The sequence below is a fragment of the Wolbachia endosymbiont of Drosophila simulans wHa genome (genome assembly GCF_000376605.1).
GTDB lineage: Bacteria > Pseudomonadota > Alphaproteobacteria > Rickettsiales > Anaplasmataceae > Wolbachia > Wolbachia pipientis.
On record NC_021089.1, the window covers coordinates 364641 to 387801 of the forward strand.

Here is a 23161-nt window from a genome sequence, read left to right on the forward strand (position 1 = left end):
AATAAAAAAACGCCATACTTGAAAGTATAATGTAAGTAATTAGCCAACCACGGGGCTTCTTTTGCCTTTTTTTTTATTTGGTAAATTTCTTAATGTTTATGGCTAAACGACAACCGTCATCCCGCTGCTTGTTAGCGGCTAAGAGATACCGCGAATGAATCGCGGTATGACGTGGGAAACCTTTCTTGGGTTAGCTATAGAGTTGACTTTTTTATTATGGTATGTGATAATTGCAGTGTTATTAAGTTTAGTGGTAAAATGATAATGGATATAGCCTATTTAGCAGCACTTATATCAGCAGCTATAATAAAAATAGCAGCAGTAATACTTTGTGCTATAATGTGTATAAGCGTTTTCTTTATATTATTTAAGGGAATTAAAGAACACTTAGATTCAAAAGGATTTCTATCTCTTCTGAAAACAGTAGGTGTAATTTCTATAATACTATCAATTATATCTCTCCCACTTATTATATTAAGCCTTACTACTCCGTCACCTCTGGTAGTAGGTATAGTAGGTGGTATCGTTGGTGCTATTTCCATAATACCATTAATAGTAGCTTACATTTTGCTTTCAATAACATCGAAAGGATTGTCTCAACAGCCTGAAAATTATCAGCACTTGTTCTTAACTTCTCTTTTACTGTTTATTGGAAACATCATAGCTGGAGCTTTTATCGCTGTAAGTGGTGTTTTTCCAATATGTAAAGTAGATTCCTTATCATCTTTATCAGCAGCACTAGAGTCCTTACCTGCAGTAGGAATACATGCACTAGCACTTACGATTGCAACTGCAATTGGAGTAGTTATTGTAATCGATCTCGCTAAGCAAGCTAAGGAGTACATATCAGGTAAAATAATGCAAGCAGAAAAAGAATCTGTGACTGATACACATAAAGAACCAGACTCTAAAGTGGATGAAGCAAAAGAAGGAAATGTTAAAAATGAGCGGAAAGTACCTCTTTTGCCCTAAATATAAAGATGTCATCCCAGTGCTCCTTTTTTTGTCATCCAAGTAGCTGACACTGGGATCCAGGTTGCTCACAAGCAAACTAGCATAGAAAGTGGTTACAACGTTTTCGATGAGATTGCAGAAAGGCTGGATCCCAGTGGGCTTTGTTGCATCGCTACTTATGAAAGGCTAACTATAATTAGGATTATAAGCAACTTATTGAAAATCTTGTTTTTTTGCAATCAATCTGATCAAATTTAAGAATAGTAATTTGTTATTTATATTAATAAATTTAATTCTATTGAAAATAGCTAAAGCATTGAAATTCTTGAATTTTAGCCGGATTAGTGAGTGGTAGTGAAATTTCTTTTACTCAAATTTAGGTATTCACTGACCGTTCTTGTTATAAATACCAGAATAATAAGCTACTGATATTCTCCACCTTTTTTATCTTTAATCCATCATAGCTAGCGATGCAACAAAGCCATCCCAGTGTCAAGCACTGGGATGACAGGGGAGTTGGATGACACCGTCTTGGATGGAAATCAGTGTCAGCTACTTTCATGACAAAAAGAGGGCACTTGGATGACAGGAGAAGGAAGCATTGCCCTCCTGGTAGCACAATGTTCGTGCAGTTGTGTGTCAACTACTTTTGTGGCACCGTTTGTTATTCAATCTTTATGCTAGTTTTACTAAAAATTACACTATTTTAGATATAATTACAATATCTAAGTTTAAGGTATAGAGATGAATCCTACAATCAAGAGAATTTTCAATATTTTTCTTATAGTATTATTTATTTCTTTTTCTCATGTTGGGAGTGCTGCCGCTGACACTAATACTGATACAACTGCTCAAGTAATATGTAACATTATTGGCTACGTTTGGGGAATAGGCGGACCGCTTATGACCGTAGTGATAATAGGTGCAGCTTTGCTTGCGATATTTGGTAGAATGCCATGGCCAGCTCTTTTTGCACTCGGTATATTTTGTGCTGTATTTTTCGGTGCTAAAACTATCGTCATAAAAGTAATGGGTGGTATAGGCGGCACTGGAAATACTTCTTTGATGGACCAATGCGGAACAGGAGACACAAAAAAGAACTATTTTTTTCTAAAACAGACCTGATGCACGGCTTCAACTATATCTTCCACTTGCGGTAATGCTTTTTTTTCTAGATTTGCAGCGTAAGGTAAGGGGATGTCCTTGCCAGTTACACGTACAACTGGAGCATCAAGGTAGTCAAATCCTTGTTCCATAATAACGGCTGACAGCTCTGCTCCTATTCCTGCAAATGGCCATCCTTCTTCTACACTAACTAACCTATTAGTCTTCTGAATAGAGTTAATAACAGTTTGAGTGTCAAGTGGTCTTAAGGTTCTGAGGTCAATAACTTCAGCTTCTATACCTTCACTCGAAAGTAAATCTGCTGCATTTAAGGCATCCATTAATTTTAATGAAAAAGCAGTGATAGTTACATCCTTTCCTTCCCGTATAACAGCAGCTTTGCCTATCTCAAGTAGATAATCTTTGTTTGATAGCTCAGAGTCAGAAACTTCATGCTCATGTCCATAAGCTATTTCGTTTTCTAGAAATATTACCGGATTAGGGTCACGAATTGCAGCTTTAAGCAGACCTCTGCAATCTGAGGCAAAATAGGGTGCTATTACTTTTAACCCCGGTATATGCGAATACCAAGCTGCAAAGCATTGAGAATGTTGTGCAGCAACTCTTGCTGCAGCGCCATTTGGTCCACGAAATACTATAGGGCATCCAAGTTGTCCGCCTGACATATAATTTGTTTTTGCTGCGGAATTCACAATTTGGTCAATAGCTTGCATAGAAAAATTAAAAGTCATAAACTCGACTATTGGCTTTAATCCAGCAAATGCCGCTCCAACAGCAAGGCCAGCAAATCCATGTTCGGTAATAGGCGTATCAACTACTCTGTTTTCTCCAAACTCTTTCAGTAATCCTTTCGTTACTTTATAAGCACCATCATACTCTGCAACTTCTTCACCCATGATAAGCACATCAGAGTCGTTTTGCATTTCTTCTCTAATTGCTGTGCATAAAGCTTCTCTTACACTTAAGGTTGCCATTTATAAACTTTTATAGACTTTAACTAAAGTAACTATATCAGAATTACTGGGGGTAAGTAAAGTGTACAAATTAAGTTTTACAAACATCATGACCAACTCATTCCAAAAAAAAATCTTCTCACGCTTGCTGGTTTTGGTTGCTAAAAATGATTGTATTGCTTGTGTTTTTAATAATATATACTGCTAAGTTAATAATAATTCACTTGGGAATAACAGAAAAATACATGATAATTTTATATTTCAAATAGAATAAAATCCTTTTTATTGATACTGTCTTTTTTTGTAAAAAACATTCCTAACTTTTCCACCACTTTTTCTGGCTAAGGTCAGTATAACTTTTGCTTGAAATAACTGTTTATATGGTGCAATTTACAGCTTTTAGTTGCTAAAATTATAACTCTTAATTTAATAATTTTAATCCAATAAGCTTTCAGGTTAATAAAATTAAATTATTTGAGTAAATGCAATACCATGTCTTTATTTGTGGGTAATAATAAGAATAACGAAGGTTGGCTCAGCTACACTTCTATAATTTCAATTTTTATGTTTACCGTATAAAAGAAGTTTCTTCTATCTGTGTCTTCGCGTTTGAAACTAACTTTATTCTATCTCTTTCTTGTTCTGGACTTAACCTGTGAAGCGCGTAACTGAAATCTTCCTCACTCACTATAAGCCGTCTTTGCGCACCAGCGCTAATTTTTGCTTCATTCACTAATTGCTCTAACTCAGCCCCAGAATAGCCTTCAGTCTTGTCTGCAATGTCTTGGAGGCTTAGCTTTTCATCAGTTTTTGTACCTCGCATATAAAGTGCCAATATCTTTTGTCTCACCTCTATGTTTGGATTAGGGACATAAACCTTCTGACCTAAACGTCCAGGTCTAATAAGTGCTGGATCTATACCACCGATAAGGTTAGTTGCACCAATTACTATTATATCTTTTCTGCTCTTAAATCCATCTATTTCAGTTAACAACTGTGTTAAACTCTCTCGACAATGGTAAGCTGAGTTATTAGCGGTACTTCTTTTTTGAGCAACTGCATCTATTTCATCTATAAAGACTATACAAGGAGAATATTTTTTTGCTATTTTAAAAAGCTCGCGTACAGCATGTGCACCATGACCAATATATACTCCAATAAGTTCAGGACCTGAGATGCTTATGAAATTCATATTTGATTCACCTGCAATTGCACGAGCGATAAGTGTTTTACCATTTCCAGGAGGGCCATATAATATGTAACCTCTTAGTGAATTAATACTTTTATTTCCAAACAGCTTGCGCATTTCTTCTGTCATTTGGTCACAGCAAATCATCTGCAACCGTTGTTTTAAGGAGTCATCAATTATAGCATCAGCAAATGTTATTCTTTTATCATCTGAATTAGCTAATTCTATCGATATAGGCAGCTCTACTTCCTTTAGTTTGCTGAATACTTGATCATATACAAACCAAACAATAAAAAGGGGAACGACAAGTAACACACAAGGCATAGCTTCACTAACATAATGTGCAGCTAACTCATACCCTTTACTAAGCAACATTGTATGCATATAGGCAAACAAAAAAGCGATAGAGACAATAGTTGCCACGCATAGTAAACAGATTGAAATTCTTTTTAGTAATTCTGAAATTTCAATTTTTTTCATCTTAATACCTTATACCAATTTTAAACTAAGAATAATTTTATCTAGCTTACCTATTTTAGCTTGATTAGAGCGTTCAGAAAAATTATCAAGTACGTACTTTAATTTATTAAATACTAAAAACAATATATCACCATATTGTCACATACATCTTTAAAGTTTACCAAATTCATTTTCAAAAAACAAGATTTTATTATTAACCAGAATTCTGGATTAGATTTTAGGTAAATTATTGAAAGTCTTGAATTTTACTAAATTAGTAACTAGTCTTAAAATGCTTACTGCTTTATCGTAAATGCTAAAACAATAAGCTATTGATATTCTTGTTTTTTTTAATCTCCAATCCAGAATTCGGGTTAAAAACGCTAACTTGTATCTTCAAGAAGTAAGACATAATAGCTCTAAAATGTCTTGCAAGGAAAGGTAAAGCTGAACGCTAACTTATGCCAGAAAAATACCGTCTTGTTTGCCTTTTTGAGTAGTATCATCTTATTTTTCCTGTAAATTTTGTTTATAACGCCTAAGATTTACGATATTTTAATCCCGGTAGAATATCTTATAAAATCAGATTATATGTTATACCTATGGAAATAGATAACTTTCAGCAATATTACAACCAAGAAGAAATGAAGACAGTAACATTAGCTCAAATTTATAAAGACTTGGTAATAAAGATATTCGATATAGCCACAAGCAAAATGTAAGCTACTATTAATGGTATTATGGAAATAGCACCAACGATACCACCTACTATACCTACTACCAGAGGTGACGGAGTAGTAAGGCTTAATATAATAAGTGGGAGAGATATAATTGATAGTATTATATAAATTACACCTACTGTTTTCAGAAGAGATAGAAATCCTTTTGAATCTAAGTGTTCTTTTTCCCTTAAATAATATAAAGAAAATGCTTATACACATTATAGCACAAAGTATTACTGCTGCTATAAGTGCTGCTAAATAAGCTATATTCATTGCAATTATCACACACCATAATAAAAAAGTCAACTCCATATGTTTAGGTTGTAAAATCCCAAAAAGCAGCCAGAATAGAATAAGCAAACATTTACGAATTGAATTTAGTGCAAACAAGGGTGTTGATATCAACCATACTCTGCAGAATCGCAATATGGTATGACTACATGCTTTTTATTGATTTGATTAACATAATCAGCAGAGAGTTTTGTTTTGCAAAAGATGTCTACAGTAACATACTGCAATTATTTGGAATTGTAGGGCTAGGTGCAATTGTAAGGCCACTTGGTGCATTCATATTTGGTCACGTTGGTGACAGGTATGGAAGGAGGATAGCATTAATAATTACTATCTTGCTAATATCGATACCATCAAGTCTCATTGCATTTATTCCAAGTCACAATCAAGTAGGTATAATTTCTACTATATTGCTTCTTGCAATCCATATAACACAAGGAATTGCACTTGGTGGTGAACAAGGAAGTTCTGTTTATCTTATAGAGCATTTATCCAGTAGGAAAGAGAACTTAGGGATGTATTTTGGAATGATGGGTTTTGGTCGCTCCATTGGCGTCTTGCTTTCTGCGGTGATAGTGATTATCTGCAAAAAAACTACTGATTTTTGTACCTTGGGTTGGAGATTGCCATTTATTTTCTCAGCTATTTTAGGATTAATTAGCGCGTATAGCATATACACATTGGGAGAAACTCCAGCATATGAAAAAAATCGAAAACAAAGAAATTTACCTGATTTGCCAATAATAGAGCTTATAAAACGCCACAAGAGAGCTCTTATACTTGCTATTTTAATATCTGTACCTGTTAATGTTGCTGTTGGATTTACCATATTTCTTCGAACTCTCGCAAAGGAAATAGCATCAGTGGATGTTTATGTAACAACATATATCAACGAAATTGTATTGATTATAACCAGTGTATTAATGCCGATATCTTCAATAGCGTTTGGAATGTTGGCTGATAAAGTTGGAAAAGAGCGCACTGCAATCTTATTTATAGCAATTACAATGGCACTGTGTTGTCCTGCGTTATCTATTGCATATTACTATAAAAATTATCTTGTGATTGCGTTGAGCGTAATGGTTCTCTCTATAATAGAAAGGGGTATAGTTCCCATAGGAATAGTTGCATCTGAACTCTTTCCTACCAATGTTAGATTTAGTGGTGTGAGCTTATCACGCAATATCTCTTATGCGTTACATGGAGGATTTACTCCTATGGTTTGTATTTGGTTGACTGTAACATTTCCTCAAACAAACCTTGCTGCTGGGCTTTATATAGTCTTCTGCTTGTTGATCAGTGTGGTAGCAATATTGCAAATAAAACTGCAAGATAAGAAATTTGATTGGTCTTAGTTTTCTCCTATGTGATTTGATAGACCGGGAAAGGGTTTCATCTAAGTAGCTGACACCCTGACAACCGTCATCCCGCTGCTTGTTAGCGGGATCTAGAGATACCGTGACGGTATGACGTAGGACTGCTGTCATTCCAGTCTGGAATCCAGAGAAAAGGATGATGTCATCCCAGTGTCCCTGTAATGTCATTCCAGTGCTTGACACTGGAATCCAGCCTTTATTATGCAGCCACTTGGTTAAAATTAAGTCTTCTGGATCCCAGTGTCTGGGCACTGGGATGACAAAGGAGGGCAGTGTCAGCTACTCGGATGACACCCTGCTGGTGGACAATGTTTGTATAGTTGTGCGTCACGCGCTGGAATGACGAATTACTTAACCGCCATACCGTCACGGTATCTCTAGATCCCGCTAACACGTAGCGGGATGACGATTTTGTATCGGAAAACAAGTAGCATGACGATTTATCAAATGTTCCTTAGTTTCTCAAAAAAATCCTTTAACAAAAAAGAGCATTCTGTTTCTAATATCCCACCATAAACTTCAGGTATATGGCTGCAAAATTGAAATATCTTAGCACCATTTTCAATTCCTCCACCTTTTGGATTATAAGCTCCAAAGTACAATCGTTTAATTCTGGCAAAGGAAATGGCTTGAGCACACATCGGACATGGTTCTAATGTTACGTACATATCAGCATCACAAAGCGTGGGAGTTGAAAATGCTTGTCTGATCGCTAACATCTCTGCATGTGCAGTTGGATCGCTGGATATATTGTGTGCAGAAGAAATGATATTGTCTCCACTCACTATTACAGCACCTATGGGCACCTCATCATTTTTTTGAGCGAGTTTGGCTTGCTCTATGGCAAGCTCCATATATTGATACTTAAACACTAGGCACTTATTTCTTATCAATTGCTGCTTTAACGAACGACACGAAAAGAGGATGAGGAGAAAACGGCTTTGATTGAAATTCTGGATGAAACTGCACACCAATAAACCACGGATGACTCTCTAACTCCACTGCCTCTATGCACGTTCCATCTTCTGATATGCCACTGCATAACAGCCCATTTTTTTCTAAGTCATCTTTATAATCTGAATTGATTATGTACCTATGCCTGTGTCTTTCTGAAATAGTAGTGTTACTATATGCATCCATCATTTTAGAGTTTGCATTTATATTACATTTGTATGCCCCAAGTCTCATGGTTCCACCAAGATCGTCATCTTGATCGCCAGCTAACTTAACGATTGGATGTTTACAGTTACGAAATTCTTCAGAGTGTGCATCTTCAAGCTTAACAACATTACGAGCAAATTCAATAATTGCAAGCTGCATACCAAGGCAAATTCCGAAAAATGGGATATTATTTGTACGGGCATAATTTATTGCTAATATTTTACCCTCTACTCCGTCATCACCAAACCCCCCTGGAACAAGGATTGCATGAGAATTCTGTAACTTCTCCCCTATAAGCTTTTCATTTATAGGTTTTTCTTCCTTCTCTCTTGAGTTAACCCAATTTATCTTTACTTTGACTTTATTACTAATCGCACCATGATTTAATGCTTCAACCAGTGATTTGTATGCATCAGGGAATTCGGTGTATTTTCCCACTATAGATACAGTAACTTCCTGTGTTGGGTGCCTTATGGAATGCACTATTTGATCCCATTCAGTCAAGCTTGGTTTTGGCTTACTTAAATGAAAGTGCTCCAAAATTTGCGTATCAAGCCCACATTGGCTATACAACACCGGTAACTCATATATATGACTCACATCAGGGGCAGGTATCACATTGGATAAAGAAACATTGCAAAGCTTAGCTATTTTCTCTCTTTGATTATCGAAAATTTCTTTCTCACTGCGGCATAATATAATATCTGGTTGTAACCCCGCGGAATTTAACTCTCGAACTGAATGCTGCGTTGGTTTTGTCTTTAATTCTTGCGCTGCGGTAAGATATGGTATTAAAGTTAAGTGAATCAGGATAACTCTTTGTTTTCCTAATGTGTAGTTAACTTGGCGTATAGCCTCCAAAAATGGTTGGCTTTCAATGTCACCTACAGTTCCGCCTATTTCACATATTACAAAATCTAAACCTTCCGTACCATTAAAAATGAACGATTTGATCAAATCTGTTACATGAGGAATGACTTGCACAGTTTTGCCCAGATAATCACCACGCCTCTCTTTCTTCAATAACTCATGATATATCTTACCAGTTGTTATATTGTCATCTTTTGTTGCTTTAATTCCAGTAAAACGCTCATAATGCCCAAGATCCAAATCAGTTTCAGCACCATCTTCGGTAACAAATACCTCTCCGTGCTGAGTTGGGTTCATTGTCCCAGGATCAATGTTGAGATACGGGTCAAGTTTTCTGATACGGATCTTAAAACCGTGAGCTTGAAGAAGCGCACCAACACTCGAAGCAACTAAGCCTTTACCAAGCGATGACACAACTCCACCTGTGACAAAGATAAATTTAGCTTCCTTCATTAATTTTCAAATGGAACAGAAGTAGATTCACTTTCTTGCTTTTTTTCTAATATAATTTTTTCTGCGATCGATTTTTTATGTACGTCTTTTGAACATAATCCTGACAATAGCAATGTGTTTATAATAAACAATCCAGCAACAATAGCCGTTATTCTGCTGAGCGGGTTTTCAGAAGATTTCACCGGAATCATCGAATTGACCCCCTGTTGTGTATTACTAAAACCACTTAACGAACTACTTCCAGGCGGCTGCAAGAGCACTAAAATTACTAACACAACAACCAATATTATTTGAAATATACTTAATACCGCTACTGACATTATAGATAGGGCTGAAAATAAAAATTTTAGCAGTACAAAGCACGTAAGTCAAGAACATCTGTCACCCAAATAACTTGAAATCTAAGTATGTATTTACTGCTTACCTTATTTTGATTAACATATGCATAAAACTTTGGGCTTAATATGTATCACATTTTAAAATACAAAAATTATGAACCAAAAATAGACGAAAGTGCTTTCATCGCAGGTGGTTCGCATATCATAGGCAAGGTTGAAATAGGAAGAGATGCAAGCATCTGGTTTAATTGTGTAATCAGAGGGGACGTTGGATCAATAAAAATAGGTAATGGAACAAATATTCAAGATGGAACGGTAATTCATGTGGATAGAAACCCAGGTGGTGACACAATTATTGGCAGCATGGTAACAGTGGGACATTTTTGTGTGTTGCACGCATGCACGGTGCATGATAAGGCGTTTATTGGTATGGGCTCTACCGTGATGGACCATGCAGTTGTGGAGCCTGAAGCTATGGTAGCTGCTGGCTCACTGGTAACACACGGAAAAGTGATAAAAAGTGGGGAAATATGGGCTGGCAGGCCAGCAAAATTCTTCAAAAAAATGTCGAATGAAGAAATTAAACATATTACACAATCAGCACAAAATTATGTTATGCTAATGAATGAATATAAAAACTGAAGCTCGCGTCAAGTGTTTTACTTGACACGTACATTTCGGCTTAACCCTTGTTACTTCTTTTCCCCATTCTCATTTACTTCTTGTGCTTTTGCCCCATCTACTTGAGTACTAGGTAATACTGCATATGTAATACCACCGGCTACGAGTGCAGATGCTACTGCTATACCAATCATTACTAACATCTCTAACTTAACTGTACGTTCAAGTGCAGTAAATGCTATCAGTCCAGCAGCAAGACCCATACCAACAGTAGCAGTGTACCGTGCTCCATTGCCTTGTTTTAGTTGTTGAATTTTTTTGTTTTCAGCTTCTAATTCTTTATTTTCCTTCTTTAGCTTGTCAACTTCTTTCTCTTTAGCTGTTAAGTCTGCCTTCAGTTTGTCAACTTCAGCATTTGGCTGTTGTTGTTTTAGTTGTGCTATTTCTTTCTCTTTATCTGCTAATTGTTGCTGTAAGTCCGCAACTTCTTGTGTATTTTGTTGAGCTTTGAATGCTGTTATTTCCTCGTCTTTAGCTTGTAACTGTTGCTGTAAGTCCGCAACTTCTTGTGTATTTTGTTGAGCTTTGAATGCTGTTATTTCCTCGTCTTTCTCTTTTAACTGCTGCTTACTCCGTTGTATTCTTTTACTTGTTGATCTTTTTCCTTTTCCTTTTTTTGACTTAGTAACACCTTCTTGCCCATTAACAGAACCTTCACTTAATGTCGTGATATCACTAGAAACAACACTTCGATTACCTTTATTGCCCGACGTAACCTCATTATCATCGGCAACCTGCATTGTATCATTAATCCCTTCAGACACAGGCGTGCTACTCGCATCAACATAATCATTTAAAGACTCTTGATTACCAACTAAAGAACCTTGTAACGACTGCTCTGTTCCTGATTCAATAGAGTTTTTATTTATAGTTCCTTCTTGATCAGATGTTATATCAGTTGGTGAAGTTGCTCCAGGTGAAAGATTTTGATTTGAATTATGCATATTTAACCTCAATATATATAATTAACATTACATAATACCCTTAGAACCTAAGGTCAAGTAATATTTTTATCATAGCATAGAAAATTTATGTTCGTAAACAAAAAATTTTGGCGTAAAATTGCCGTATTTACTTAATTGTGCTATAGCTAAAGTAATTTAGGTTTACCGACCATCGTCATTCCGCTGCTTGTTAGCGGGATCTAGAGATACCGCGGCGGTATGACGTTGCTAGCTTAAAGTTTAAAATTGAGAAATATTTATGTTAAAAGAAAAATACGGCTTTAAAGAAGTTGAAGACAAATGCAACATATTATGGGAAGGTAGTAAAGTTTATAAATGGAATGGTGAAAAGGATAACACTTTCACTATAGACACGCCTCCACCGACAATATCAGGAAAACTCCATATCGGCCATATATTTAGCTATTGCCACACGGACTTTATTGCAAGGTTTCAGCGCATGCTGGGAAAAGATGTGTTTTACCCAATTGGGTTTGATGATAATGGGCTTCCCACTGAAAGATTGGTTGAGCAAACCTATAAAACCCGCGCAAAAGAAGTTGGCAGGGAAAAATTTATAGAGATGTGCCATGAGGTTATTGAAAAATCAAAGCAAGAATTCAAGGAACTATTTAAATCGGTCGGCATTAGTTATGACTGGGATTTGGAATACCACACGATCAGCAAGGAAACTGTGACGCTTTCACAGATGTCGTTTATTGATCTATATAATAAGGGATATGCATATAGAAAAATGCAGCCCATCCTTTGGGACCCGGTTGATAAAACAGCAATTGCACAAGCAGAAATAGAAGATAAAGTTTTTGAGTCATCCTTAAACACGATAGTTTTCTCTACTCAAGAAAATGAGCAGATCAATATTGCAACTACGCGGCCTGAGTTACTTCCCGCATGTGTTGCAGTTTTTTGTCATCCAGAGGATGCGCGCTACACCCATCTGATCGGAAAAACAGCCGTGGTGCCGATCACAGAGACAAAAGTTCCAATAATAGCTGATGATAAGGCTAAAATAGATAAAGGCACTGGGCTTGTTATGTGTTGTACATTCGGTGATGAGCTCGACATATATTGGCAGCAAAAGCATAATCTGCCGATGAAAATTATCATCGATCAGGATGGGAGGATGAACCTTCATGATGTCATTCCACCACACCCCGGCGTCATTCCAGCGCGTGACGCTGGAATCTATGAAATAAATGGACTAAAAATTGTAGCAGCAAGAAAGAGGATGATCGAAATCCTAACTGAAAAAGGACTTTTGGTAGAAAGCACTAACATTTCTCATTCTGTTAAGTGCGCAGAAAGATCTGGTGCACCACTTGAGATATTGCCTACTTATCAATGGTTTATCAAGACTTTAGAGCAAAAAGCTCAAGTATTAGATAAAGTAAAAGAATGCAATTGGCATCCAGCTACTATGCGTAAACGTATGGAAGTGTGGATAGAAGGGCTAAATTGGGACTGGTGCATCTCAAGGCAACGTTATTTTGGTGTGCCATTTCCAGCGTGGTATTCCAACCGTAAGGGAGAAGAAGGTAAAATTATTCTAGCTGAGATAAAGGACCTGCCTATAGATCCATTGAAAGATTTGCCAAAAGGGTATAGCAAAGAAGAGGTTATCCCAGATCAAGATGTAATGGATACCTGGGCCACAAGTTCAATTACTCCTCAACTAAGTGCACTAGCAGTAAACAGTGAGTTTAGCTTACCAAATCATCGCTATGATACGATATTTCCTGCAGATCTGCGCAGCCAGAGCCATGAGATAATAAGAACTTGGGCTTTTTATACTATTTTAAAGGCACATTATCATGCAAATTCTTTACCTTGGAAAAACATTATGATCAGCGGTTGGTGTTTAGCAGATGATAAGAAAAAGATGAGTAAATCAAAGGGTAACATCATTACTCCTCATGTAATACTTGAAACTTATGGAGCTGATGTAGTGCGCTATTGGGCAGCGAACTCAAGGCTTGGAGTTGATACAGTCTACTCTGAAAATATATTCAAAATTGGCAAGCGCCTCGTTACAAAACTTTGGAACGCTAGCAAGTTTGTTTCCATGTTCATGGAAAAGCATCAAACAGTAAGCATAAATTCCATCAGTGAGACGATGGATAAATGGATACTGTCTAAGCTGTACAAAGTAATAGGTAAAGCAACGAATAACCTATTACAGTTTGAATACTGCGAAGCTTTGGGCGCAGTAGAAGAATTTTTTTGGAAGGATTTTTGTGATAACTACTTGGAATTAGTAAAAAAACGCGCGTACGGAAGCAGTGAAGCAACCTTAAGTGCAAAGCAAAGTTTGGCATATGTACTGAATATTATTTTGCGGTTATTTGCACCTTTCTTGCCTTACATTACAGAAGAGATATACCACCAGTTGTATAGTTATAATTCTGTACACAATCAAAGTAATTGGCCGAGCAAAGAAGAACTTATCTACGATAAATATTCAGAGGAAATGGGAGATAATGTTATTCAGATATTAAACATTATCAGAAAGATAAAGGCAGATAATAATGTATCAGTTAAGCATCTGATAAAAAAGTTGATGATAAAAGCGAGCGTACAAGAGGATAAGTTAGATCAATCTGCACAGGATGATTTGCAGGCAGTGTGCAATGCAGAAATGATAGAGTGGATGCAGTCTGAGCTTGAAACTGAAGACGGAAAATACATAGTGAATATAGACTTATACTGATTTTTATAGCTTTACTTCCTTTAATATCCATGCTATTGTAATCATTATTAGTATGAGGGATTTGTATAGTAAAACCAATGCACCATATCTTATAGCTGGTGCTCTTGCTACTTTGGTATTGCTTGCGTCTGGGACACTTGCTGTTGCCCCTTATGTTAAGTTCTTGTCTTCAGTTGCAGCCTTTAATGTAGCTCTTCCTGTTGCTTTGAGTTTGTCTATACTTTCTATTTTGGTGCTTGCACTTTCATGTAAAATAATTAGTAATAATAAGAAAATAGAGGTTGAGAAAAATAAATTTGCTGAAAAAGAGCAAGAGTTAGAAAGCGTAAAACAACAATCAGAGAGTAAGGTACAAGAGTTAGAAAGTAAAATAGCTCTGGGAGAAAAAGCTAAAGAAGCTGTAAATAAAGAAGTGAAGGAATTAAAAGATCAATTAACTCGAGAAAAGCAAGATTTGGAAAGCGAAATTGCAGGGTTAAATAAGGAAATAGAGCAGTTAAAGACACAACAAGATGATGCACAGCAAAAATTAGATAATGCTACAAAAGAGTTAAATAATAAAGGTAATCAAATCCGAGAATTAGAGGGTAAGATAGGTGCTCTTAATAATAAGAACAAAGATTTACACGATGAAAATACAGAATTGAGTGCAAAAGTACAAGGTCAGTTAGAACATAAGGAGAAGATGCTTTCTCTTGAATACCAAGAGTTACGTGATGAAAATGTAAGATTGAATGAAAGAGTGGATTCTTTAATGGAGGAATTATCTCAATCTCAAAGAGAAATAGATTCCTTAAAAAGGCAGTTAGATGAATTAAAATATGAAGGAATTTTAGCTCTTTCATTAAAAGAAAGAATAACAGAATTGGAAACATGTTTAGAGGAGAAAAGGAAAAAAGTAGGAAAATTAGCAGTGCAGTTAAGAAAAGAAAAAGGCAGTTAGATGAATTAAAATATGAAGGAATTTTAGCTCTTTCATTAAAAGAAAGAATAACAGAATTGGAAACATGTTTAGAGGAGAAAAGGAAAAAAGTAGGAAAATTAGCAGTGCAGTTAAGAAAAGAAAAAGGCAAAACTTCTTGTTTACAATCTGATTTAGATGATGTATTAGAAGAAGAAGGACGATTGAAAAAAGAGTTAAATAAAAAAGCGCAAGAAACGATCCAGCTAGCTGCAGATTTAGAACAAAAAGAAAAACTATGCAAGAAATTAGAAGAGGAAAACAAGGAATTAGAAGAGGAAAACAATGAAAATCTTGATAAGATCGGAGAGTTAAAAAAACTTAATGAAAAGTTGCGCGATAATAACAGTGAGTTGAAAAGTAGCGAAAAAGAGTTGGATGACGGATGCGAGGAATTAAGAGAACATAATTCTGATTTGAAAAGAAAAGTTGAACATCTGCAAGCAGTAACTGGGCAGGAAGACGAGCAAAGTCATTCCATTTCTTCAGATATAAGCAGTGAACATTTATCAGAACTTGAAGGAATAGGTGAAAATGAGTCTGTTAATAAACAGTTCCCGAAACCAAAACCACCTTATATATCCACTCCAATAAGACCGCCATATAAAAAGCTGAATGATGCTTCATGTGATTCTGGATATACCATTGGATGTTCTACCCCGACCAACAGCTGCCACACATTTTGAGTACAGTTGTACACTGGATACATAAAACCTTAGCTATTTTTAGCTAGCAGGCTGAAAAAGGAAAGTTTGTTGTAGGTGCAGCACTATAATTCCTCCACAGATAAGAGAATTTTAATAAATATATACAAGACTGCTGAACGTGGGGGGAGGGGAGTAATGAGCAATTTGCTTAGTGAGGCTAATGCATTTTATTTTGTAGCTAGTTCCTTAGCTACTCTTACGTTACTTACATCTTTAGCGCTTATTGTAACTTCTAATGTGCCTCTTCCTCTAATTCTTGCTTTAGCTACATTATCTGTTTTGGTGCTTGCACTTTCGTATAAAATAATTAGTAATAATAAAAAAATAGAGGTTGAGAGAAATAAATTCGCTCAGAAAGAGCAAGAGTTGGAAAATAAAATAACTCTAGGAAAGGAAGCTGAAAAAGCTGCAAACAAAGAAGTGGAAAAATTAAAACATGAATTAACTCGAGAAAAGCAAAATTTAGACAAGAGAGCAAAAAAATTGAATCAGAAAGTAAATGAGTCAGAAGTTGAGAGAGAATCTCTTCTTGAAGAAAAAAAATCTTTAGAGAAAAAATTAGAAACAGCAAAGAATCGTACGTTTGAAATAGACAATGAATTGGACAAAACAAGAAAGGAAATAGGTAAGCTTAATGAGCAGGAAGAGAAATTAAAACTTGAAATCTCATGTTTAAAGAAACAGTTGGAAGAAAGAAGTAGATTTATTGCAAAGCTGAAGATGGAAGTGGATGATAATAAACATTTAGAGCTAGAGAATAAGGGGTTAAATGATAGAATAGAAACGTCACGTGAAGTACAAAAGGCACTACGTGAGAAAAAACATGAACTTAGTGAAAAAGTAGAGGCATTGAATAAGGAAAAAAATAGATTTTCTAAAGAAGTAGAGGAATTACGTGAAGAACAAGAAAGACTGCATGCAAACTTAGATAAGCTACAATGTAAAATTAAAGAGGTCAACAAAGAAAAGAAAAATTTATCTAAAGAATTAAAAGAGAAATTTGAAGAGTTAGATGAAGCAAATGGTTTAATTAAAAATCAATCTTTTGAGTTAGATGGGATAAGAAAAGATTGTAATAATGAAGTAAAAAGTTTAAGAAATTCACTTTTAGAACGAGACAGTCAAATAGAAGATTTTTTGAAAGAGAAAGAAAAACAAGTGAATTTTGCGCAACTGTTGATAAGATGCGTAACAGACAATATAGAAGAACCAATAAGAAATAATGATGGAAAAGCAATATTAGATACGATTCAAATATTAAAGTCTGCGTTACAAGGAGAAATTGCACGGCTTTTGCCAGACGAAACGCCTTCTTCTTCGCTGGAAGATCTTGGATATGAATCATTATTTGTCAGTCGCTCATCCACCCCGACCAAGTTGCCAAATTCACTATTGACAGAATCTTATGAACGCAGTCAGTTCAATCAGAGTGAAAGTATTTGCAAAACACAACAATGAGTCTTATTATAAGATAAATCATGCAAGATAATGAACCCAATAATATGCGCACTGGATACACAAGACTTAAATAAGGCTATTTCTCTAGCTAATGCTCTGCGTGGTAAAGTTGGCATGGTAAAGCTGGGATTAGAATTTTTTGCTGCTCAAGGTCTTTCTGGAGTGCAAGAAGTTGCAAAATGCAATGTACCAATTTTTTTAGATCTGAAATTGCATGACATTCCAAACACTGTAGCCAAAACAGTTGAAGTAATAAAAGTTCTGAACATTGAAATGTTAACTCTGCACATCAGCGGTGGAACAAAAATGCTTGAAGAAGCGCTAAGTGTAGTGCAAGGCACAAAAATAAAGCTGATTGGGGTGACAGTGCTAACTAGTATGAGCAATGAGGATTTAAACGAGCTTGGAGTAGCAAGAGAGGCAAAATCACAGGTAATTTTGCTTGCAAAGCTTGCAAAAAAGATTGGACTCCATGGAGTAGTCTGTTCTGCACTAGAAGCTCAAGAAGTGCGCCGAGAATGCGGTGAAGACTTTAAAATTATTACTCCAGGAATTCGTATAGATCCAGGTCATGACGACCAAAAAAGAACAGCAACACCAAAAGAAGCAATAAATTCAGGAGCTGATTATATCGTCATTGGCAGACCCATTACAAAAACTACAAGTAGTGCGGAGCTAATATTGAAATCCATGAAAGAATTTTAATATAATAACTTAATTTATAAAAATACTAACATATTAATTAGGAATAAGCATGAGTAATATCAATAGAATAATACGCGAAGTAATCAAGGAATTCCGCTCAAAATTACCAGATAAGGAAATAGAGGAATATTCTGGCAAATTGAATAAGCTACATATCTACCAGTGCAATAAGCATATAATAGAAAATAAGAAGCTATATCATTATACAATAAATGGGAAAACCCATGCTATGGGTCAGCATGGGCATAATTTTGTCAAGAGTTTAGAAGTTATCTTGAGGAATAAGCCACAAATTTCCTTAGAAGAGGTAATTGATTTTATGGAAAAAATAATTAATTTTGGTATTGATAGTTGTTATGGAGCATTTGAGATGATATTTGAATCTCGCTCTGGTGTTACAATAGATGATGCAGTTAATTTTGTAAAAGATAGCTTATCTAGTAAATTTTATAGATTCCATGGCAGTGGGATTTTCAAAGTAATATTAGAACTTAATCCAGAGAGCTCTCTTGAAGAGATAGAGAAACAATTTAGCAAAGTAGTAGATCCTTACTTTCTTAATGCTTGGAGTCGAGAAAGTGAAAGGGCTTTTGCTAAGATATGTAGGTTATGTAGAGAAGGACATGTGGAGAGTATGCAGAAATTTGATTTTAGCAATTTTAATTTAGATCAAGATAGTGCTGGAGCATTAAGAGCACTGTTACAGTATTGTGTTGACGTTTCTAATCAAAAAGCTTTAGGTGATTCACATGAATTGCATAGAGAAGAGATGGAGGGGATATATAAATTTGATGATAATTACGATTTAAATTTAGATAGTGATCATAATGATAGTATCTGGCATTGAAATTATACTACAATAATAAAATAACTGGATAAAAATTATCACCAAAAAAATTCAAAAAAGTGCTTGACATAAAAGAACGAACATTATATAGTGTCATTATCTTTTATTTTACCTCGCTTAATTTAATTACTGGATTAAGCTTACAGTACTAAGCGTGGCACAAAGTGCCACGCTATTTTTCGGTTTACATTTTCAACAGATAAAAAATGATGCCATTTCAGTGCCAAGCACATAACTGTACGGATATTCATTTTTAAAGGTAAATTGCACAACAGATGATGTCATTCCAGTGCTTGACACTGGAATCCAGAAATTTTGCTTATAACTGAGCTGATGAGCTAAAGGTAGTTGTCTTACGCTAAAACAAACGTTTTTAATTAAGTTGCATAGAAGCTGGATCCCAGTGTCAAGCACTGGAATGACATCGTTTACTATGTACCATATTGCAATATTCGTACAACTGTGGGAAACATCTATGGATGCCATTCCTATTACCTTATTTCCATTTTTATTTCATTTTCAAATGAGGCTATTATGTCACTTACCGATATCGCTCACCGTATCAATGAACTCGCTTCATCATGGGAGCAATTTAAATTAATAAATGATCGCAAACTAAAAGAAATTGAAAGCAAAGGGCGTGCTGATTCTGCAACAATTGAGCAGCTATGCAAGGTAAATAATGCCATTGATAGTTGCAAAGAGCGTTTAGACTTGATCGAAACTGCAGCTCAACGCCCAGAAGTAAATACAGATTTTAGCACAAGCGATAAATATTTTTCTGATTATATCCGCAAGGGAATGGAAAGCGGTTTATCACACAAAACCCTCAGTGGAGATGACAGTGATATCGGAGGGTATCTAGTTACTCCGCATATTGTAAAACGCATAAACAAGCGCGTAACTGATTCGTCCCCAATGCGACAAATATGCTCCAGTCAAAGAATCTCTACTGAAACATTGGATTACATTATAGAAGATTTTGACCGCGCCGGTGCAGGTTGGAGCAGTGAAACAGTAGATGATGAGAACGGTGGCAATAAGTCTAAGTATGATTTTGCAAAAGATACGGACACGCCCAAAATCCAAAAGATTTCCGTCACAACTTACGAGTTATATGCTCAACCACAAATATCACAAAAGTTACTCGATGATGCGTTTGTCGATGTTGAGAGTTGGCTGGTGGAAAAGATTGCCGAGACTTTTAGTAAGGAAGAAAGCGAAGCCTTCATTAAGGGTGAGGGCACTTTTCAACCAAAAGGAATTTTAGCTTATGAAAATGGAAACAGTTATAATAAAATAGAGCAAGTTAAAACTGAAAAATTAGATAGTGATTCAATAATGATGTTGTATTACTCTCTGGACGAATATTATTCCAAAAATGCGTCATTTTTGATAAACAGGAGTACGTTGAAGGATATCAGGCTGCTAAAATCTCAAACAGGTCAGTATCTCTGGCAGCCAAGTCTGTCGCTTGAAGCTCCAGATACTTTAATGGGAATACCAGTATATCAATCTGCCGATATGCCACCAGCGCCAAACAATCAGCTACCAGTAATTGCGATGGCAGATTTCAAACAAGCTTATAAGATTGTAGATAACAGAGGAATGAGAATATTAAGAGACTCTTATACGAATAAACCTTATGTGAGGTTTTTTGTCACTAAGCGTGTCGGCGGAGAGGTTGTAAACACCAGTGCTATTAAATTGTTGAAAGTTGCGAGCAAGTACTAAAAACTTCCGCAGCATCATCTTTATAGCTGATCAAAGCAACACGTCATACCGCGATTCATTCCATAACTGTACGAACATTGTGATTTTGGCCCATCAGGAGGGTGTCATCCCAGTGCTTGACACATATAGCTAAACTGACTTAGATTTACCGACAGTTTGAAAAACAAAAATTCGTCATTCCGCTACTTGTTAGCGGAATCTATGCTGAGATATCGCGGCGGTATGACGTAGGAAAACCTTTCTTGGGTTAGCTATAGTTTGCTATATTATGTGATTTTATTTTTAGCATTGCTTCTTACATTATGTAATTTTGTTTTCCATAATGTATATTATGTAATTTTCGATGCTAAAATCTGTTATAGCTCTCAGTATGATATGAGTGATTCTCTTTTAATAATTATTTTTTAAATAGTTTGTTGGTTCATCAATTTCTTTAGGATTGATATCTACAATTATTTTTCCGTTTTTTAACAGAATAATCCGATCTGATATTTTTGTTAAAAAATCCAAATTGTGAGAAGCGATAATCATAGTAATACCCATATCTCTAACTGATTGTAATAGTTCCACAACGTCGACTATTGTTGCTACGTCTAAACCAGACGTTGGCTCATCGCATAATAGAATCCTTGGATTCATCATTAAGCTTCTGGCAAGCGCAACCCGCTGTTTTTGCCCACCAGATAGATTACTAGGGTAATCATTTTTTTTAGAGGCAATACCCAAAGACTCAAGTAGTGAATCACTTTGATCCTGAGTTTTGTTTTTAAGTTTGGGAGCATATGTAAGATTTTCCCAGACAGTCATATGTGAGAAAAGTTGAAAATCCTGAAATACAAAACCAGTACTATCATTGCATTCAATGCTACCAGAATCTAAAACTTCGAGTTTTTGTATACAACGTAACAATGTTGATTTACCACTACCAGAAGGACCAGCAAGACCAACTATAGATTGTTCTATAATCAGGTTAATATTATTAAGTACTGGAACATTATTAAATAATTTACAAACATTATGCATTTTTATCATATATACCTTTCTGTTCAATCTTTTTGCCTATATATTCAATTAGTAATACAAGAGCGTAATAATAAGCCCCAGCAAGACAAAGTGGTATAAAATAAGTAAATTGTTCTGCTGCAAGCATTTGCGCAGAGCGCATAATATCAACACCACCAATAGTAGAGATTAATGCCGTTTCTTTAAGGAGTGCAATGATCTCATTTATCATTGCAGGAAGAATATTTTTAATAACTTGTGGTAATATAATATCTCTCCACATATAGAAACTAGGTATTTGTAAAGTTTTAGCTGCTTCAAACTGGTTTTTTGATATAGTTTCAATACCAGCTCGTAAAATCTCAGCAATATAAGCACAGCTATTTAGACCAAATGCTATAATGCCAGCACTAAATATGTTTAATTTAATTCCTGCAATGGTTGGAGTCATAAAATAAACAACACTTAACTGTAATATAAGGGGGGTGCCACGTATTACAGATATAATTCCATTAATTAATGGAATACAGATCTTATTATATCTGAGTACTGAAAATAACCCTCCTAGACTCATACCTAAAAGCAGTCCTCCAATCAATAATTTTAAAGTAAAGGCAAGGCCTGTTCCAACAAACAAGAAATTAGAAATTAATTCCTGCATCAGTTATCTCCTAGCCATTTTTCTGCTATTTTTTGTATTACACCTTTACTTTCTAAACTTTTTAATGCCTCGTTTATTTTATCCTTTAAAGCAGATCCTTTATTCACAGCAATAACATAACCACCATCTAACTTGGCAGTGGCTGACCATGATAGACCAGGATTTTTTTTGCTAAATACTTTACCTTGGAATTCATCAATTAGGACGCCATCAACATGACCAGACTTTAATGTTTCTACAGCTTGATTATTATTGTCTATAGCAATAATTTGAGCTGTTGTAGGAACATGCTCTTTTAGCCAAATTTCCATGACAGTTCCTAGTTGAACGGCTATCTTCTTGCGAGTTAAGTTGTTTATACCGGCTATGGGTTTATTTTTGTGATATAGAATACCAAATTCCCCTGTATAATAACTATTTGAAAAATCAAAATTTTTTTCACGCTCTTCTGTGCTACCAATAGTAGATATAGCAGCATCTACAGAATTACTTTGCAATGCTGCAAATATAGTACTAAACTGCATATCTTTAAATATCGCTTCTTTACCTAACTCTTTTGCTACTAATTGAGCAAGCTCAATGTCAAAGCCAGTAAATTTACCATTTTCATAATATTCAAAAGGTGGATAATCTGCAGAAATTGCAAATCTAATGATATTATCGTGTTTATTTTCCTTGCATCCTGTTAATAGAATACTTATCACTATAATAGCATTTAAAATATATTTTTTCATATTACTAATTTATATTCATATTTTATTCATCTTATGAAGATAGACATTAAAAATTGAATAGTCAAGAAATAATGAATATAATTTCAAATATACTTATTACATATTCAA

The 23161-nt window shown here is 35.4% G+C and carries 21 protein-coding genes and 1 pseudogene; 11 read left to right on the forward strand and 11 right to left on the reverse strand.

All coding sequences use genetic code 11. The features are described from left to right. The first annotated feature begins 216 nt into the window (after positions 1-216). On the forward strand, positions 217-972 hold the full coding sequence (locus tag WHA_RS01610; protein ID WP_015588960.1) for a hypothetical protein: 756 nt from the start codon (positions 217-219) through the stop codon (positions 970-972). Between the two features lie 726 nt (positions 973-1698). Then, positions 1699-2079 (forward strand): TrbC/VirB2 family protein, encoded by a 381-nt coding sequence (locus tag WHA_RS01615; protein WP_015588961.1) that lies wholly within the window; start codon positions 1699-1701, stop codon positions 2077-2079. Here WHA_RS01615 and WHA_RS01620 read toward each other — a convergent pair. After that, positions 2055-3053 carry a pyruvate dehydrogenase complex E1 component subunit beta gene (locus tag WHA_RS01620; RefSeq protein WP_015588962.1) on the reverse strand — a complete coding sequence of 333 codons (999 nt, stop codon included), beginning with the start codon at positions 3051-3053 and terminating at the stop codon, positions 2055-2057. The genes WHA_RS01615 and WHA_RS01620 overlap by 25 nt on opposite strands. Before the next feature lie 547 nt (positions 3054-3600). Further along, complete coding sequence (locus tag WHA_RS01625) at positions 3601-4701, reverse strand: ATP-binding protein (RefSeq protein ID WP_015588963.1); 1101 nt, start codon at positions 4699-4701, stop codon at positions 3601-3603. 1081 nt (positions 4702-5782) lie between these two features. Between WHA_RS01625 and WHA_RS01630 the strand changes: the two genes are divergently transcribed. After that, positions 5783-7048: an MFS transporter gene (locus WHA_RS01630; protein WP_081600767.1), complete on the forward strand. Its 1266-nt coding sequence runs from the start codon at positions 5783-5785 to the stop codon at positions 7046-7048. A 183-nt stretch (positions 7049-7231) separates the two neighbouring features. Here the strand turns inward: WHA_RS01630 and WHA_RS07475 are convergent. The 4 genes and pseudogenes from WHA_RS07475 to secG form a co-directional block, all read right to left on the reverse strand. Further along, a pseudogene (locus WHA_RS07475) lies at positions 7232-7342 on the reverse strand (WPE palindromic element domain-containing protein); the annotation flags it as partial. Positions 7343-7512: 170 nt separating this feature from the next. Next, positions 7513-7923, reverse strand: a complete 411-nt coding sequence (locus WHA_RS01635) for a nucleoside deaminase (protein ID WP_015588966.1) — start codon at positions 7921-7923, stop codon at positions 7513-7515. A gap of 25 nt (positions 7924-7948) precedes the next feature. Beyond that, complete coding sequence (locus WHA_RS01640; protein WP_015588967.1) at positions 7949-9553, reverse strand: CTP synthase; 1605 nt, start codon at positions 9551-9553, stop codon at positions 7949-7951. Next, on the reverse strand, positions 9553-9873 hold the full coding sequence (gene secG, locus WHA_RS01645) for a preprotein translocase subunit SecG (RefSeq protein ID WP_007548880.1): 321 nt from the start codon (positions 9871-9873) through the stop codon (positions 9553-9555). Before secG ends, WHA_RS01640 begins: the two co-directional genes overlap by 1 nt. 144 nt (positions 9874-10017) lie before the next feature. Here secG and WHA_RS01650 point away from each other — a divergent pair, with 144 nt between their 5' ends. Next, positions 10018-10533: a gamma carbonic anhydrase family protein gene (locus WHA_RS01650; protein WP_015588968.1), complete on the forward strand. Its 516-nt coding sequence runs from the start codon at positions 10018-10020 to the stop codon at positions 10531-10533. Positions 10534-10583: 50 nt separating this feature from the next. Here WHA_RS01650 and WHA_RS05980 read toward each other — a convergent pair whose 3' ends face one another. Continuing rightward, entirely contained in the window at positions 10584-11516 is a 933-nt protein-coding gene (locus WHA_RS05980) for a hypothetical protein (protein WP_015588969.1), read from the reverse strand. Between the two features lie 259 nt (positions 11517-11775). Between WHA_RS05980 and WHA_RS01660 the strand changes: the two genes are divergently transcribed. From WHA_RS01660 to WHA_RS01685, 6 genes are all read left to right on the forward strand, one after another. Then, positions 11776-14244: a valine--tRNA ligase gene (locus tag WHA_RS01660; protein WP_015588970.1), complete on the forward strand. Its 2469-nt coding sequence runs from the start codon at positions 11776-11778 to the stop codon at positions 14242-14244. Positions 14245-14305: 61 nt separating this feature from the next. Next, complete coding sequence (locus WHA_RS01665; protein WP_179943639.1) at positions 14306-15187, forward strand: hypothetical protein; 882 nt, start codon at positions 14306-14308, stop codon at positions 15185-15187. Then, positions 15118-15891, forward strand: a complete 774-nt coding sequence (locus WHA_RS01670; protein WP_041573506.1) for a hypothetical protein — start codon at positions 15118-15120, stop codon at positions 15889-15891. Before WHA_RS01665 ends, WHA_RS01670 begins: the two co-directional genes overlap by 70 nt. 156 nt (positions 15892-16047) lie before the next feature. Next, entirely contained in the window at positions 16048-17370 is a 1323-nt protein-coding gene (locus WHA_RS01675) for a coiled-coil domain-containing protein (RefSeq protein ID WP_015588973.1), read from the forward strand. 30 nt (positions 17371-17400) lie between these two features. Further along, positions 17401-18075 carry an orotidine-5'-phosphate decarboxylase gene (pyrF, locus tag WHA_RS01680; RefSeq protein WP_006280567.1) on the forward strand — a complete coding sequence of 225 codons (675 nt, stop codon included), beginning with the start codon at positions 17401-17403 and terminating at the stop codon, positions 18073-18075. 49 nt (positions 18076-18124) lie between these two features. After that, the gene (locus tag WHA_RS01685) at positions 18125-18922 is read left to right on the forward strand and encodes a hypothetical protein (RefSeq protein ID WP_015588974.1); all 798 of its coding nucleotides are present in this window, start codon (positions 18125-18127) and stop codon (positions 18920-18922) included. Between the two features lie 192 nt (positions 18923-19114). Here the strand turns inward: WHA_RS01685 and WHA_RS01690 are convergent, their stop codons facing one another. Then, on the reverse strand, positions 19115-19408 hold the full coding sequence (locus WHA_RS01690) for a hypothetical protein (RefSeq protein ID WP_010962608.1): 294 nt from the start codon (positions 19406-19408) through the stop codon (positions 19115-19117). 48 nt (positions 19409-19456) lie between these two features. On the opposite strand from WHA_RS01690, the gene WHA_RS01695 reads away from it, so the two are divergent. Next, positions 19457-20656 carry a phage major capsid protein gene (locus WHA_RS01695; protein WP_015588975.1) on the forward strand — a complete coding sequence of 400 codons (1200 nt, stop codon included), beginning with the start codon at positions 19457-19459 and terminating at the stop codon, positions 20654-20656. 390 nt (positions 20657-21046) lie between these two features. Here WHA_RS01695 and WHA_RS01700 read toward each other — a convergent pair whose 3' ends face one another. From WHA_RS01700 to WHA_RS01710, 3 genes are read right to left on the reverse strand one after another with little or no spacing between them, the layout of a single operon-like run. After that, entirely contained in the window at positions 21047-21679 is a 633-nt protein-coding gene (locus tag WHA_RS01700) for an amino acid ABC transporter ATP-binding protein (RefSeq protein WP_227738583.1), read from the reverse strand. After that, positions 21672-22319, reverse strand: coding sequence for an amino acid ABC transporter permease (locus tag WHA_RS01705; RefSeq protein WP_007548901.1), 648 nt, complete (start codon positions 22317-22319; stop codon positions 21672-21674). The genes WHA_RS01700 and WHA_RS01705 overlap by 8 nt, the downstream gene beginning before the upstream one ends. After that, the gene (locus WHA_RS01710) at positions 22319-23053 is read right to left on the reverse strand and encodes an ABC transporter substrate-binding protein (RefSeq protein ID WP_015588976.1); all 735 of its coding nucleotides are present in this window, start codon (positions 23051-23053) and stop codon (positions 22319-22321) included. Before WHA_RS01710 ends, WHA_RS01705 begins: the two co-directional genes overlap by 1 nt. Positions 23054-23161 lie beyond the last annotated feature (108 nt).